The sequence below is a fragment of the Natrinema amylolyticum genome (genome assembly GCF_020515625.1).
Lineage (GTDB): Archaea > Halobacteriota > Halobacteria > Halobacteriales > Natrialbaceae > Natrinema > Natrinema amylolyticum.
Genome location: NZ_JAIWPJ010000005.1, coordinates 72691 through 88202 on the forward strand (window position 1 = coordinate 72691; position 15512 = coordinate 88202).

General features: G+C 63.2%; 15 protein-coding genes. 11 read left to right on the forward strand and 4 right to left on the reverse strand.

Features of this window, described 5'->3' with window-relative positions; genetic code table 11:
- Window positions 1–44 precede the first annotated feature (44 nt).
- Complete coding sequence (locus tag LDH66_RS20455) at window positions 45–1073, forward strand: patatin-like phospholipase family protein (RefSeq protein ID WP_226482931.1); 1029 nt, start codon at window positions 45–47, stop codon at window positions 1071–1073.
- Between the two features lie 13 nt (window positions 1074–1086).
- Here the strand turns inward: LDH66_RS20455 and LDH66_RS20460 are convergent, their stop codons facing one another.
- The gene (locus tag LDH66_RS20460; RefSeq protein WP_226483036.1) at window positions 1087–1953 is read right to left on the reverse strand and encodes an SDR family NAD(P)-dependent oxidoreductase; all 867 of its coding nucleotides are present in this window, start codon (window positions 1951–1953) and stop codon (window positions 1087–1089) included.
- A 330-nt stretch (window positions 1954–2283) separates the two neighbouring features.
- Here LDH66_RS20460 and LDH66_RS20465 point away from each other — a divergent pair, with 330 nt between their 5' ends.
- The 3 genes from LDH66_RS20465 (at window position 2284) to LDH66_RS20475 (ending at window position 5728) form a co-directional block, all read left to right on the forward strand.
- A complete protein-coding gene (locus LDH66_RS20465; RefSeq protein WP_226482932.1) occupies window positions 2284–2847 on the forward strand; it encodes a hypothetical protein in 564 nt (187 codons plus the stop codon).
- A 1449-nt stretch (window positions 2848–4296) separates the two neighbouring features.
- Window positions 4297–4692: a DUF5805 domain-containing protein gene (locus LDH66_RS20470; protein ID WP_226482933.1), complete on the forward strand. Its 396-nt coding sequence runs from the start codon at window positions 4297–4299 to the stop codon at window positions 4690–4692.
- The gene (locus LDH66_RS20475) at window positions 4682–5728 is read left to right on the forward strand and encodes a tyrosine-type recombinase/integrase (RefSeq protein WP_226482934.1); all 1047 of its coding nucleotides are present in this window, start codon (window positions 4682–4684) and stop codon (window positions 5726–5728) included. The genes LDH66_RS20470 and LDH66_RS20475 overlap by 11 nt, the downstream gene beginning before the upstream one ends.
- Before the next feature lie 198 nt (window positions 5729–5926).
- Here the strand turns inward: LDH66_RS20475 and LDH66_RS20480 are convergent, their stop codons facing one another.
- The 3 genes from LDH66_RS20480 to LDH66_RS20485 all read right to left on the reverse strand — a co-directional run bounded on the left by LDH66_RS20480 (window position 5927) and on the right by LDH66_RS20485 (window position 7862).
- On the reverse strand, window positions 5927–6394 hold the full coding sequence (locus tag LDH66_RS20480; protein ID WP_226482935.1) for a MaoC/PaaZ C-terminal domain-containing protein: 468 nt from the start codon (window positions 6392–6394) through the stop codon (window positions 5927–5929).
- Window positions 6391–6522, reverse strand: a complete 132-nt coding sequence (locus LDH66_RS23025; RefSeq protein WP_264182562.1) for a hypothetical protein — start codon at window positions 6520–6522, stop codon at window positions 6391–6393. The genes LDH66_RS20480 and LDH66_RS23025 overlap by 4 nt, the downstream gene beginning before the upstream one ends.
- Window positions 6523–6683: 161 nt before the next feature.
- The gene (locus LDH66_RS20485; RefSeq protein WP_226482936.1) at window positions 6684–7862 is read right to left on the reverse strand and encodes an MFS transporter; all 1179 of its coding nucleotides are present in this window, start codon (window positions 7860–7862) and stop codon (window positions 6684–6686) included.
- Between the two features lie 230 nt (window positions 7863–8092).
- Between LDH66_RS20485 and LDH66_RS20490 the strand changes: the two genes are divergently transcribed.
- The 7 genes from LDH66_RS20490 to LDH66_RS20520 all read left to right on the forward strand — a co-directional run bounded on the left by LDH66_RS20490 (window position 8093) and on the right by LDH66_RS20520 (window position 15489).
- On the forward strand, window positions 8093–9778 hold the full coding sequence (locus tag LDH66_RS20490) for an acetate--CoA ligase (protein WP_226482937.1): 1686 nt from the start codon (window positions 8093–8095) through the stop codon (window positions 9776–9778).
- A gap of 153 nt (window positions 9779–9931) precedes the next feature.
- Entirely contained in the window at window positions 9932–11293 is a 1362-nt protein-coding gene (locus LDH66_RS20495) for an ABC transporter substrate-binding protein (protein WP_264182563.1), read from the forward strand.
- 22 nt (window positions 11294–11315) lie between these two features.
- Complete coding sequence (locus LDH66_RS20500) at window positions 11316–12239, forward strand: branched-chain amino acid ABC transporter permease (RefSeq protein WP_226482939.1); 924 nt, start codon at window positions 11316–11318, stop codon at window positions 12237–12239.
- Entirely contained in the window at window positions 12236–13276 is a 1041-nt protein-coding gene (locus tag LDH66_RS20505) for a branched-chain amino acid ABC transporter permease (protein ID WP_226482940.1), read from the forward strand. The genes LDH66_RS20500 and LDH66_RS20505 overlap by 4 nt, the downstream gene beginning before the upstream one ends.
- Window positions 13276–14022, forward strand: a complete 747-nt coding sequence (locus tag LDH66_RS20510; RefSeq protein WP_226482941.1) for an ABC transporter ATP-binding protein — start codon at window positions 13276–13278, stop codon at window positions 14020–14022. Before LDH66_RS20505 ends, LDH66_RS20510 begins: the two co-directional genes overlap by 1 nt.
- Complete coding sequence (locus tag LDH66_RS20515) at window positions 14022–14738, forward strand: ABC transporter ATP-binding protein (RefSeq protein WP_226482942.1); 717 nt, start codon at window positions 14022–14024, stop codon at window positions 14736–14738. Before LDH66_RS20510 ends, LDH66_RS20515 begins: the two co-directional genes overlap by 1 nt.
- Window positions 14739–14805: 67 nt before the next feature.
- Window positions 14806–15489 carry a cyclase family protein gene (locus LDH66_RS20520; RefSeq protein ID WP_226482943.1) on the forward strand — a complete coding sequence of 228 codons (684 nt, stop codon included), beginning with the start codon at window positions 14806–14808 and terminating at the stop codon, window positions 15487–15489.
- Window positions 15490–15512 lie beyond the last annotated feature (23 nt).

Sequence of the window (15512 nt, forward strand, 5' to 3'; positions counted from 1 at the left end):
GAGAGGGGTAGTTACATGACCCCGACTCCGAAACGGCCACCGGAATGAGCGACGAGCACACGAAAGTCGCGATCGCCTGCCAGGGCGGCGGAAGTCACACGGCGTTCACTGCGGGGGCGCTCCAGCGGCTCCTCCCGGAGATCGCCCGCCCGGAGTACGATCTCGTCGGGTTCTCGGGGACGTCCGGCGGCGCGATCTGTGCGCTGCTCGGCTGGTACGGACACGTCCATCCCGACCTCGCGCCCGGCGCACTGCTCGGCGAGTTCTGGAACGATCTGAAAGCGACGACGCCCGCCGAGCGGTTCGTCAACGATTTCGCGGTCGCGATGACCGAACTCCGGACGATGGGGGTCGGATTACCACAGTACAGTCCGACACAGACTCCCGCCGGGATGATGGCACAGCGGGAGCTTCGATCGCTGCTGGAGCGACACGTCGACTTCGAGCGCGTTCGATCGCTGAGCGATACGATCCGCGAGCGACGACGGACCGAGGGCGCCGTCCTCCCGGCGTTACTGGTGAGCGCGATCGACGTGCTAACCGGTGAGTTTCGCGTGTTTCGCGGCCACGAGATGTCCGCCGATGCCGTCCTCGCCAGCGCCGCCGAGCCCGGCATCTTCGACGCCATCGACGTCGACGGTGGTCACTACTGGGACGGGCTCTTCTCGAAGAACCCACCGGTCCGGGACTTCTCGACGGCCGACGACATTCCGGACCCCGACGAGGTCTGGCTCGTCCAGATCAATCCCTCCACCCGGTCGAAAGTCCCCCGCTCCCAGGCCGAAATCGCCGACCGACGAAACGAACTCAGCGGCAACACTGCACTCGAGCAGGAGGTCGAGTTCATCGAACAGGTGAACGAGTGGATCGATGCGGGCTATCTGCCGGATCGATACACGCACACCGACATCCGGCGGGTCAGATTCGACGAGGAACTCCGGTGGTCGACGAAACTCGACCGGTCACCCCACCTCATCGACGCGCTGTTCCGGACCGGCCGCGAGCGAGCGGGGTCCTTCCTCGCCGATCGGGCCGCCGACGCACGGCCGACGAACTACTCCGAGGATCCGTGAGTTCCCTCGGGAATCAGTAGGTCAGGCTCATCCCGCCCTCGTGGGTCATGTCGCCGCCGTTGAGGTGTTTGCTATGCTGTGAACAGCCCATCACGAACAGGTTCGCGACCTCGTAGGGCTCCATCATCTCCTTGACCCGAGTGCGCTCTAACATGACGTTCTCGACAACCTCGTCGACGGTCATGTCCCGCCTGTCGGCCGTGTCCGGGAGCTGTTTCGCGACGAGCGCCGTCTTGACGTAGGCGGTGCTGACGGTGAACGCCCGCACCTTCCCCTCGCCCTCGGCCGCGATCGACTGCGTGAGTCCCCGGAGCCCGAACTTCGTCGTGTTGTAAGCCACCTTGTCCCGGGTCACGATGTGGCCGTGGACCGAGCACATGTTCCCGACGACGCCCGTCCCGTCCTCGTTGGCACGGAAGTGGGGCAGACAGTGTTTCGCGAGCACCATCGGTGCGCGCTGCATGACGTCGTGCATCAGGTCGTACTTCTCGAGCGGGAACGATTCGATCGGCGCGACCGTCTGAATCCCGGCGATGTTGGCCAGATACCGGAGGTCGCCCTGCGCTGCCGCTTCGTCGACGATCCGCTCGAGATCGTCGTCGTTCGTCAGGTCGGCGACGACCGTGACGAGTTCGCCCGGCAGGGACAGGTCTTCGGTCTGACTCTGCGTCTCGGCGAGCCCCTCCTCGTCGCGGTCCGTCGCGACGACGGTCAGTTCGTTCGCGGCGAAGGCCAGCGCAGTGGCCTGTCCGATACCGGAGCCGGCCCCCGTCACGATCGCGACGTTCTCGGCGGCGTAGTGTGGATCCTCGAGCTCCAGGAGATCGTCGCGCGTTAGTTCGGACGGTCCGTACTTTTCCATCGCTTCCTCGACGGTCATATCAGCCATACCGGGGCGGACGACCAGTAGCGGGGAATAACTACCGCCGATACGGACTGCGCTCTCTCATCGACGGGGAAAGACTGGCTCCGATCCCAGCGACGGGACAGAAAAACGGATTTCATCGAATCCGACTCCCTCGTCCCGTTTCGATGATCCGTTTCGGACGAGTGTCGATAGTCGCCGCACGGAGTCGCTCCTCCGCCGTGAAGTCGGGTACGTCGAGAATAATCACTTGAATCGCTCGAATCCGGGCGTATAAACGACTTAGCTCAGATGGCCGTTTGACTCTAAAGAAGGTATTTACGTATTTCGCCCAACTCATTTGATATGAACCGCCGCACGATCCTCGCTGGTGCCGGCTTCGCCTTCTCCACTCCGTTCGCTGGGTGTCTCGCAGACAGCGTTTCGTCGGGAGATACCGGTGCTGAACACGACCCCGACAGTTCGGATATACCAGATTCGCCCGGAGACTATCCGGTTAACACGGGTGGCTTAGAGGAATTCGACCCGGAAAGCACATACGAGGAGATTGATATCGGGAGTCGAGAGGGAGTGGACGATTCCTCTAGACCACACGATGTGGAAATTTGGAACGAAGCCGCTGAATCCGAAGTAGTGCTCCGAACTATCGACTTCAGAGAAGAACTCGTGGTTCACCACGAGACGTATGAAATCCCGGACGACACGTCACTCTCGGTCTCACTCGTAGAGCCGTCAGAATACCTCATTGAGATGCGCGTTCCTGCCACCGAGACACAACGCATGTTGCGAGTACCCTGTCACTTCTTCGATTGCAACGCATCAGTCACACGAATCGGAATCTTCGAGGACGGGAAAATGCGGTCTTCCGTGCTCTTGACGACGGCAGCGTGTCCATCCGCAGAATGTTAAATTTCGCACAAATGTCGAATCGGTCAGACGATTTCTTCGTGAGCTCGTCTCTTCTCTCGGCTATATACCCGGGAATTCTGAACTGGCTACTCACTTATCGTATCCTCAGTGAGTTTGTGCAGTCTCGAGGCAACCGTGAAACGGTCGCTTTTACCTAGTCTCACCCCGTCGAATGGATATAGCGCTATGTGCTTTATTAGTCTGGGTACAGACAGCAATTCTGTCTGGAGAACGGAATTCGAGGGGCCGTCTCATCGACGTAGACCGTTCGAAACGGACAGCCTGTCGTGCTGAAACCGATGGAGAAGAAACGATGTCGCAGATAGTGTACGGATTCCCACCACTGAAACCGCTCAGTGACGTTCTGAGAGGCTTCGAACTGAAGCGATTGAATACTACTTGGAACTGAGTTTAAGCCGGCGAGAGTCTCCGCCAGAAGAGTAAACGAACTCTCCTGATCGACTCGAGACCACACTCTATAGATGAGCGCTGCGACGAAGACCGGGGGCGGCCGAGACCAGTGGCCCGCTGCCGAGTTCCTCGCAGCGGGCATTCGGTGTCGAATCGCAGACTCCCAGTGGCGTTCGAGCACGGAACAGGCAATGCATGTCGATGCTGCCGACAAACCGAACGAAGCGCCACCCGGAGAGAGTCACGACGCCACAGCAGTAAGCCGTCAGTGGGACAGCGACTCGACGTCCGCTGTGGTCGACTGGAACGCTAATTACTGATTGACGATTGGGGAAGTTTCCACGACAGCCGAAGAATTACAGAGGTACGAGAACGGGAGCACGACGACTCGTCGAGGCGACCGGGGAGACACTCACGAACCGGGTCGCGGTCGATCGGCCTCGAGAGTCGATTTCGGGCCCGGTACCGCGCTGTTCCTCGCCGACAGACCGCGTTTTTGTCCGAGAAGCGGAGCAGGTCGACTCGAGTTCGAGCCCCACCCGAGCGAAACCGCTGAACGAACTCCCGATCGAACTTCGGTGCTCGACCGCGCGGCGGAACGAGAACTCGAACTGATCCCGGCCGACCGGATCGATGATCACGACTCATCGGTAGCCGGTCGGCCGCGGCGACGGCCGCGACAGCTACATGGAGATCGCGGCCCGCTCGAGCAGTTCCGGACTCCCTCACGCGAGTCGGCGTTCCCGCTCGAGTCCCACATGAGAACGGACGAGATCGCATTCACTGGTCGCCGAGTGGGTGATGGCTGACACGAGGTGACGGCGAGAGACCAATCGCCGACAGTCTTCCCGACGGCATACATCTCAGATCATAGTACCACCTACCAGAATATTATATCTGCATTCATGGGACTTCTACTGCAGTTAATATGCAACCAGAGTACAATACTTCGCACAATATGGGTCCCGTAGCTCGAGATAAACTCACTTAGCTCGAATAATGGGTAGATTGAATATCACCGCGTCTGATGGATGGCGTATGAGCGATTCGGCGGATACATCTAAGACTGCTGTCAAAACGTACGTCCCGACCTACCAGAAGGAGGAGTGGGAATCCCATGCCGACGAACTCGACATGAGCCAGAGCGAGTTCGTTCGAACGATGGTCCAGGCGGGGCGTCGGGGGTTCGAATCCGGCTCAGCGGAACCCGATTCTTCGGACCAAGACCCTGGGGGTAACGGCCTCGAGACACAGGTTCTCGAATTACTATCTACTGACACGTATTCGTGGGACGAGCTCCTCGAGGCGGTCGCCGACGACATCGAGTCGCGGTTGGACGAGACCCTCGAGGAACTCCAGTCGGCGAACCGGGTTCGATACAGCGGACGCCACGGTGGGTACACGACTATCGACGGTGGTGGCGATGGCGACTGAGCCCGGGACCGACGCCCCGGCGGACGTCGCGGACCCAATCGAGTACTTCCTCGACGACCAGCGATACCACGGCAAGAGCGAGCGGACCCTCGAGGCCTACGAGCGCGTGCTCCGGCGGTTCGAGGCGTTCGTCCGGGAGCGCTTCGACGTCGAGGCGGTCGGGGCGGCCCAGCGCCGCGAGTGTATGGCCTGGATTCACTCGCTGCGCGGCGAGTTCGAATCCAGCACGATCGCGACCTACGCGTCCTATCTCAACCGATTCTACGATTACATGACTCGCGTCGGCGTCTTCGACGACAACCCGATGGGGCTGGTCATGGAAGAGATGTCCGAATCGATCGATACGAACCCGACGCGGCGGGACATCTCCGTCGGCGAAATGCGATCGTTCGTCGGCTCGATCGATCATCCCCTCGAGCGGGCCGTCGTCGTCACTCTCCTGAAGACCGGGATGCGCGTCGGCGAACTGTGTAACCTCGATCTCCGGGACCTCCACCTCGAGATTCCGGAACTCGACCTCGAGTGGACGCCCCGCGTCGGGCTCGAGCGGCGGCCGTCGTCGCTGTTCGTCTCGTCCGAACCGGCCCGCGGGACGACCGTCAACGGTGAGGAACGGACGGCGTCGAACAAGCGAAAGCGGGACACGGTGGTTCCCGTCGACGCCGAACTTCGGCGCGTACTGCTCGAGTGGCTGGCGATCCGACCGGACGCGGTCTCGGGGGCGCGGCCGCTCTTTCTCGACACGCGTGACTCGTGGGGCGAGCGGCTCACGCCGTCGGACGTGCGCTATATCGTCGAGAAACACGCTCGAGAGCACGGCTGGTACCGGACCGGCGGCGGGACTCAGGAGAACGTCACGCCCCACTACTTCCGGCACTTCTTCACCACCCATCTGCGGGATCGGACCGGCGATCGGGGGATCGTCCAGTACCTCCGCGGCGACGTCGCCGGCGACGTGATCGACACCTACACTCACAACTGGGGCGACCGGGTCCGCGAGACCTACCTCGAGTGCATCTACGGCGTGACTCGGTAGCGAGACGGGATAGTGCAGCGATGAGGGCCGCGACTTCGGCGGGTTCGATGTGACCACGTCGGACAATTCTGTCCGAATCTACCCGTGGGTGCTGCATATTTACTATATCTGGACTCAATTGCAGCGTCCGAAACCCGTCTCATAAATCAAATAGTGATATACCAATATGCCACCATCCGGGACGAAAACGGGAACCCGTTATTCGACGAGCGAGGTCATCTCACAGGAGAGGACCGTCGTCTCGTCGTCTTTGACGACGTCGACCTGATAGCGGACCGTGCCGGTACCCGGCGCGTCGGGCGTTCGCTCCGTCTCGAGGACCTCGCGTTCGACGCGGATCGTGTCGCCGATGAACGTCGGCGCGGTGAATCGGAGGTCGTCCATGCCGTAGAAGGCGACGATCGATTCGCGCTCGAGGGGGGTGCGACTCTGCCAGATCAGGCCCGTCGCGGCCGAGAGGACGAGCATGCCGTGGGCGATCCGCTCGCCGAACGCCGAGTCGGCCATCCGGTCACCGTCGGTGTGGAGGTGATTGAAGTCGCCGGAGACGCCGGCGAAGTTCGTCACGTCGGCCTCGGTGATCGTCCGGCCCTGAGTGACCATGCGATCGCCGACCGCGGCTCGCTCGAAGAAGCCGTCCGCTTCGGGGTCGGTTCCGGCGCTCATCGGTCGGTCCCCGTGACGGACGCCCCTGCGTTCTCGAGGGGTCGGATCTCCGCTCGGGCTGTGACCGTTCGTCCCGCGTCTCGTCGACGAGTCGTCCGTTCGTCTGCCGTCGGTGTCGGATCTGACATACGTCCATACCCGATGATCGCTCTGTTAAGCGTTATGGCGGCAGTGACGGACCGGCGTCTGATCCCGCCGCTCACCGGGGGACGAAGGACGGATCGAGTCTCGAGCAGCCGCGCTGTGGGGTCTCGACAGAGGGACCGTAGTCGCGGATTCGGCCGGCGAGTCACTCGATGGGAGTCGGGCTCGAGTCACTGGTCAGGAATAGGACGCCGATGCCGACGACGCCGATGCAGGCGTAGCAGAGAAACGTCGTCTCCCAGGAGAACGCACCGATCAGCCAGCCGCCCAGCGTCGGCGAGACGAGCGTGCCGCTGAACGCGATCGACGTGAACACGGCGAGGCTCGTTCCGCCGGATCCGGCCGCCGCGAGCTCTCGCGTGTAGACGTAGTAGACGCCCATCCCGAACTGAAGCGAGAAGCCGACGCCGAGCAGAATGATCGAAAAGAGGGCCGTCGATATGGTCCGCGAGACGACGAAGAACGCCGGCAGCGCGAAGGCGAGCGAGCAGACGACGATCAGCCGCCGACGGTAGCCGACGTAGTCCGAGAGCCAGCCCCCGACGGGTCGGGCGACCATCCCGACCGCGGGCAACAGCGCCGTGATCGCGCCCGCCTCGCCGAGCGACAGCGGCAATCGCTCCGTCGCGTAGGTCGGCATCCACGAGTTCATGAAGATATAGAGGAGGTACGAACAGAACCCGGAGAGCGAGACGAGCAGAACTGATCGGTTCCGTAGCGCGTGCCCGAACTCGCCGAGCGTGATCTGATCGCCGGACCGTATCGCCGCGGGCCTCGAGAGGCGAAAGACGAGATACCCGATCGCCGAGAGGATCGGATAGGCGACGAACACGGCCGCCCAACCGAACGCCGACGCGATGATCGGACCGCCGAACTGACTGATCGCGAAGCCGAGCGGTGCGCTCGCGATGAACACTGTCGTCACGAATCCCTGCCGGGGACCGCTGAAGACCTGCGCGACGACGTTGGTGCCGAGAACGAACAGCGCACCCCCGGCGACGCCCGCGACGGCTCGAGTCACGAGGAAGAGCGGATACGCGCCCGCGAACGAGCCCGCGATCGCGACCGGCGCGAAGACGACCGTGCCGAGGGTCATCAGCCGCCGGTTGTCGTAGTGATCCATGAGGTAGCCGAACGGGAGCTGGATGAGAACGGAGCCGAGGACGGCCGCGCTGATCGCCAACCCGGCACTGGCCTTGTCGATTCCGAAGGCCGCCTCGAGCAGCGGCACGATGCTCGCCGGGGCGATCATGTACGCGTTCGCGCCGACCGAGACGAGGAAACACGCCGCGAAGACGCCGCCTCGAGACCGGTGATCGCTCATTCCGTCCCCCGATCCGTCGACTGCCTGAAGTCGTATTCACACATGCCGTCCGGTTGGAGACGTTTCATACTCGTCTACTTATATGTATCTCGAATTATTTCCCCCTCGACCGGTCCAAATTTCACATTTCGGTTTATTTCCGGAATTAGCGCGTTAGAGAAACCAGCGGACACTGTGGGTTGGTGTGACCTACCATAAATTGTATTACTCGCCTAGTAATTCAGTAGATTATGACAGCTACCGATGAACTCGAGGCCTATCACTTCTACGAGCGCGAGTGGGACGATTACGACAGCCTCCGCGAGGCGTTCGAGTGGGAGGTGCCGGAGACGTTCAACATGGCGAGATACGTGTGCGACCAGTGGGCGGACGAGAAGGGGCGAGTCGCAATCTTCGCCGACGACGGCGAGGGCGGCCGGGAGACGTACACGTACTGGCGACTCCGGAACGCCGCTAACGCGACGGCGAACGCGTTGCGTGAGCGCGGCGTCGAGCGCGGCGACCGGGTCGCGATCAATCTCCGGCAGCGACCGGAGACGGTCGTCGCCCACCTCGCCTGCTGGAAACTCGGCGCGGTCTCGGTCCCGTTGAGCACGCTGTTCGGAACGGAGGCCGTCTCCTACCGGCTGAACGACGCCGATGCGGTCGCCTGTTTCGTCGACGACTCGAACGTCGACACGCTCCGAGACGTCGCGGACGATTCCCCGTCGCTCGAGACCGTGATTACGGTCGGCGACGTCAACCCTGCGGGCGACGAACTCGCCTTCCGGAACCTGGTCGACTCGCACTCGCGGGAGTTCGAAACCGTGGAGACCGCCGCCGAGGACGACGCCATCATCATCTACACGTCCGGAACGACGGGCGATCCGAAGGGCGTCAGGCACGCACACCGAGTGCTCCTCGGGAACCTCCCGCTGGTCGTCACCGGGTTCTGTAACATGGAACTGCGGGAGAGCGACGTGTTCTGGACGCCGTCGGAGTGGGCCTGGGTGGCGACGCTGTTCGACGTGGTCTTCCCGGCCCTGTTCTACGGGAAGCCGGTGGTCGCCCACACCGCCGACGAGTCGTTCGATCCCGAGACCGCCATGGAGATCATCGAACGCCACGGCGTCTCGGTCTTTTTCGGCCCCGCGACGGCGCTCCGGATGCTGGAGCGACTGGACGACCCCGACCGGTGGGACGTCTCCAGCCTGCGGTGTCTCCCCAGCGGCGGCGAGTCGCTCGGGCGGTCGCTCGTCGAGTGGGCGCGAGACGTTTTCGACGGCGCCGCCGTCCACGAGGCGTACGGCCAGACCGAAGCGAACATGCTCGCCGGAGACTGTACGGCGCTGACCGAGTTCCGCGACGGCAAGATCGGCCGCGCCGCGCCGGGCCACGAGATCGCGATCGTCGATCCGGACACCGCAGAGGAGACGGTCGAAACGGGTGAAGTCGGCGAGATCGCCGTCCGATACGAGGGGAACCCGGTCTGCTTCAAAGAGTACTGGAACAAACCCAAGCAGACCGATCGGAAGGTCCGTAACGGCTGGCTGCTCACCGAGGATCTCGGACGGATGGACGAGGACGGCTACCTGGAGTTCGTCTCGCGGAAGGACAGCGTCATCATCAGTGCGGGCTATCGCATCGGCCCCGTCGAGATCGAGGAGGCGCTGGCGAACAGCGACGCGGTCGCGGACGCGGGCGTCATCGGCGTTCCCGACGACGAACGCGGGGAGGTACCGAAGGCCTTCGTCGTGCTCGCCGAGGGCTACGAGGAATCTCCCGAACTCAAGGAGCGTCTCCGCCAAGAGATCCGCGACCGACTCGCGAAGTACGAGTACCCACAGGACATCGAGTTCCTCGCGGAACTCCCGAAGACGTCCTCCGGCAAGATCCGTCGGACCTCACTCGAGGAACGCGAGGGAGTTCTCGAATAATTACTGACGGTCAAGCCGGCTGAACTCCTTGCGATCACCGGAATCAATTATCGTTTCGAAATCGCCGTAACTATTCCAAAGCGAACGAACGCGCGAAATAATATTTCAAGTAAGGGACAATATTTATTATGAGGAATAGTGACATGGCACACTATGGCATCGTCGTTCGATCCTGATGGTGAAATCGTGAAACGTGGGGTTCCAAATATCAAAGAAAAGATTGGTCGGCGGCGGTTCATGAAGGGTGCCGGGACCGCAACCGCCGCGGCGTCGATGGGGCTCGCCGGCTGTAGCAATCCCGCGGACCAGGGCGAAGACAGTTCGGGCGGCGGCCCGATTCCCGACGAACCGCTTCGGATGGCCTGCATCGGGTTCACGTCCGGTCCGGCGTCCGTCTTCGGCACCCCGATGATGCAGTCCGCCAGAATGGTCGTCGATCAGATCAACGAGAACGGCGGCATTCTGGGCGAGCGAGAGATCGAGATGGAGGAGTTCGACGAGAACGTCGACGAGGTCGTCCAGCAGTACCGGCGACTGGCGACCCGAGAGGAGTTCGACGTGATCATGGGCTACATCTCCAGTGCGAACGTGCTGTCGATCGCTCCCATCGCGGAGGAACTCGAGCAGCCGACGGTCGTCTGGGACACGGGGACGACGGACCTGTTCGACGACGCGGTGACGGATCCACAGTATATCTTCCGAACGTGTGCGAGCAGTTCGACCGACGCGGTCGGCGCGGCACGGCTCTTGCAGAACGCGCTTCCCGACGTCGAGACCGTCGCCGGCGTCAATCAGGACTACGCCTTCGGGCGGAACAACTGGGATCTGTTCCAGCGAGCGGTCGAGAGCCTCGGGATCGACGTCGAACTCGTCGACGCGCGGTTCACGCCGTTCCCGAACGACGACTACAGCTCGACGATCAGCGCGCTCAACGACACGAATCCGGACTTCATCTACTCGAGTCACTGGGGCGGTGACGCGGTGAACTTTATCACTCAGGCGAACAATCAGGGACTCTTCGACGATACGCTCCCCTGTTTCACTGCCGGAAGTCACGTTATCGGGAACATTCCGGACGAAATTCCGGAGGGCATTCTCTTCGGTGCCCGCGGGCCGCACTACCCGTTCGGTGACCAGCAGTGGAACTCGCTCCACGGAGAGTTCGTCCAGAGCTACCAGGACGAGTACGGCGAACCGCCGTACGCCCACGGGGCCTTCCACGCCTGGCAGGCCATCTGGGCGTACGTCTACGCGGTCGAACGAGCGTACAACGTGAGCGGCGAGTACCCCACGAAGGACCAGTGGGTGCAGTCGATGGAGGGGATCGGCTTCAACTCCCCGAGCGGGTTCGTCAACATGCCACAGGGGAGCCACAACGTCGTCGAGCCGTCCTTCTACGGGTTCTCGGAGCGACAGGAGGATCGGGTCGCCCTCCGAGATACCGTCTGGATCACTCCCGAGCACGTCAATCCGCCGGCGTCGATGAGCACCGGCGAGTGGATCGACAATCTATAGCGAGCTGACAGTAGCACAATTTATGGTTCAACAAATACTCAGCGAACAACTGGTAATCATCCTCAACGGGCTGTCGGGAGCGGCGACGCTGTTCCTGCTCGGGACCGGGCTGTCCCTGATATACGGGATGCTCAACTTCCTGAACCTCGCCCACGCGGCCTTCCTGCCACTCGGGGCGTATCTCGCCGCGAGCCTCATCCACGCGACGGTCGGAGCGGTCGGCGGGACCCTCGGGTTCGTCGGCCTGTTCGTGGTCTTCCTCGTCCTGCTCCTCGTCGTCGTCCCGGCGGTCGTCTCGATCGTCGGCCTGGCAATGGAACGGACCGCGTTCAAGCCGCTGTACGGGATCGAGGACGATTACCAGCTGTTAGCGACGTTCGGTATCATCCTGATGATGGAGGACGCGATGAAGTTCATCTGGGGCGGCGAACCGGTGAGCGCGACGGCACCGTCGAACCTGCTCGGCACGTTCAGCCTCCCCGGGGGAACGTATCCCTGGTGGTCGGTGCTGACCATCCTCGTCACCGCACTGGTCGCCGGCACGCTCTACTACTTCTTCGAGGCGACCCGCCTCGGGAAGATCACGCTCGCGATGGCCGAGGACGAGGAAGCCGTCGGCTTCACCGGGATCGACACGCGGTCGATCCACCTCAAGGTGTTCGTCATCGGCATCGCGCTGGCGGCGCTCGGCGGCGCGCTCTACCTCCCGACCGCCTCGATGACGACCGGGCTGGCACTCGAGTTCGTCATCCTCGCGTTCGCGGTGTTGGTCATCGGCGGCCTCGGGAGCCTCAAGGGGGCCATCGCCGCCTCGCTGATTATCGGCATGGTACAGGCCTACGGCTCGTACTACGTGCCGGTCCTCGAACTCGCCCTCGTCTTCCTCCTGATGGCCACGATAATGCTGATTAAACCAACCGGACTGTTCGGAGAGATCGAAGCATGAGTCAGGACACGAAAACCGGAATCACGGTCGGTATCAGACAGCGGTTCGGGAATCGCTCGAGCGCCGTCGGTGCCCTGTTGCTGGTCGGTGCGTTCGCCTTCCCGTACCTGCCCGGCACCGGGCAGTACGAGGTGTTCCTGCTGGGCCAGATACTCGCGTTCGCCATCGCGGCGCTCGCGTACAACGTGTTGCTTGGTTACACCGGTCTGCTGTCGTTCGGGCACGCCGCCTTCTTCGGCGGCTCGGCGTACGCGGTCGGACTCGCGATGCAGTACTACGGGATGACCGAACTGCTCCTGTTGATCCCCTTCGGCGTCCTCGTCGCGGGGACGATCGCGGTCGTCATCGGCTTCATCTCGGTTCGCCACACCGAGGTGTACTACGCGCTGTTGATGCTGGCGCTCGCGCACCTGATCTACGTGCTGACGGTGAAGCTGTACACCGTCACCGGCGGGACCGACGGCGTCGCGATCACGACGCCGACCATCGCCGGCGTCAACTACCTCACGGCGTGGGGGTACGCGGGCTATCTGATGGGAATCCTCTACTACGTCATCCTGATCTCGTTCGTGGTGACGGTCGTGTTGCTGTGGACGTTCATGCACTCGCCGTTCGGCCTCACGCTCAAGACCATCCGGGACGATCCGGAGCGAGCGCGAGCCATCGGCATCCCGGTCCGGCGCTACCGGTGGTACGCGAGCATCATGTCCGGACTCTTCACCGGTCTCGGGGGCGCGATGTACGCGTTTCTCAACGGTCACGTCACGCCGGGCACGGTGCTGCACTGGTCGCGCTCCGGCGAACTGGCCTTCATGACCGTTCTCGGCGGGACGGGCTGGTTCTTCGGCCCGATCACCGGCGCGGGCGCGTTCATCCTCATCCGGAGTCAGGCCCAGCAGCTGACCGAGTACTGGCACTTCATGATGGGGCTCGTCCTGTTCCTCGTGATCGTGTTCGAGCCCGAGGGCATCTCGGGCATCGGCGCGCGGATCCGTCGCAGGGTTCGCGACTGGCGAGGCGGCGGAGGTGAGCAGTGATGTCCGTCCTCGAGACCCAGGGGCTGACCAAGGAGTTCGGCGATCTCAGGGCCGTCGACGAGATGAACTTCGAAGTCGACAGCGGCGAGATCGTCGGTATCATCGGCCCGAACGGTGCCGGCAAGACGACCTTCGTCAACCTGCTGACCGGCGTGCTCGACGCGACGTCCGGCGAGATCGTCTTCGACGGGAAATCGCTGCAGGGATCGGCGGTCCACGACCGGGCTCGAGCGGGACTCGTCCGCTCCTTCCAGATCCCGCGGGTCTGCGACGACCTCACGCTCGTCGAGAACGTCCGCTCGGCGATCCTCTCCCGGGAGCGGAAGAATAGCTCCCTGTTCACCGTGCTCGACTGGGAGAACGACACCCGCGCCGAAGCGATCGACCTGCTCGAGGAGTTCGGCCTCGCGGAGAAACGAGAGACTGAGGCCGAAGCGATTCCCCACGGGGACAAGAAGATCCTCGACGTCTGCATGAGCGTCGCGATGCGGCCGAAGCTGCTCATCCTCGACGAGCCGACCAGCGGCGTCGCGACGGAGAACAAGTACGCCATCATGGACCGACTGCAAAACTACTTCGAGACCTCCGATTCGGCGGTACTGTTCATCGAACACGACATGGAACTCGTCGCCGACTACGCCGAGCGCGTCGTCGCGATGGACCAGGGGCGGAAGCTCATCGACGGCACGCCCGAGGAAGTGCTCGAGGACCAGACGGTCAAACAGCGCATCCGGGGTGAGGAGTGATGTTGCTCGAACTCGACGGCGTCGACGCCTCGATCGAGAACATCACCGTGCTCCGGGACATCGACCTCGCGGTCGACGAGAGCGAAACCGTCGGCATCATCGGTCGGAACGGGGCCGGCAAGACCTCGACGTTCCGCTCCGTCATGGGGCTCCAGACCGTCCAGAAGGGGTCCGTGTCGTTCCGCGGCAAGGACATCACGAACCTCCCGACCCACGACCGCAAGCGTCTCGGGATCGGCTTCGCACCCGAGGACCGCCGGCTCATCTCGAAGCTGACGTCTCGAGAGAACATCGAGATGGCGCTGTGGGGCGGTGAGAACGACGCGATCGATTTCGACGACCGACTCTCGGTCGTCCTCGACATCTTCCCCGCGATGGAGAGCTTCCTCGACCAACCGGCCGGAAAGCTTTCCGGGGGCCAACAGCAGATGGTCACCGTCTCCCGCGCGCTCGTCGCCGAACCGGAACTGGTCCTGTTGGACGAACCCTTCGAGGGGCTCGCACCGAGCATCAAGCAGGACCTGATCGAGAGCATTCCGCGAATCCGCGAGGAGTTCGACGCCGCCGTCTTCGTCGCCGAATCCCAGATCAATCAGGTCAAGGACTTCGTCGACCGGTTGTACGTCATCGAGCGCGGCGAGATCATCGCCGAGACGGACGACGCCGCGGCGGTCACCGAAGACGAGGAACTGATGCAGATCATCGGCGGTGCCTGACCGATACCGCGGCTGATCGCCGCGGCCGAGCGTCGCTTCTACGTCCGTCGTCATCCTCTCTCCGACCATGACCGAGGCCCCATCCCACGCCGACTGGATCGATCTCACCCAGCCGTTCGACGGCGACGTCCCGCACTCGGCGGCGCTTCCGGCCCCCGAGTTCGAGACGATCAGCGACGTCGATCGCGACGGAGTCAACGCCCAGTGGATCGGAACGCCGACCCACGTCGGCACGCACGTCGACGCGCCCCGCCACATGATCGCCGGCGGCGCGACGATCGATGAGCTCCCGCTCGAGCGCTTCGCCGGTCCCGCGACGGTCGTCGACGTTGCCCGCGAGGACTCCGAACCGATCGCCGCGGCCGAACTGGCGGCGGCCGCCGACGACGTTCGCCCCGGCGATATCCTGCTCGTCCGGACCGGCTGGGGCGACCGATACGACTGCGAGGAGTACGAGCGGTATCCGTGGCTCGCCGCCGACGCGGGCGACTGGCTGCTCGAGCAGGGAGTGAAACTGCTCGCCGTCGACACGCCGAGTCCGGACCGGCCCCGTGCGACGCGACCCGACGGCTGGGACGAGTATCCGATCCACCGGACGCTGTTCTCGGCGGACGTGCTCATCGCGGAACACCTCAACATTCCGGCCAAGCTGGCCGGCACTCGGCCGACCGTCTTCGGATTTCCGCTGTCCCTCCGCGGCGGCGACGGCGCGCCCGCCCGGTTCGTCGCGACCCCGACGGCCGCGCCGTGACTCGTCTCGAGCCGCGATCGTCG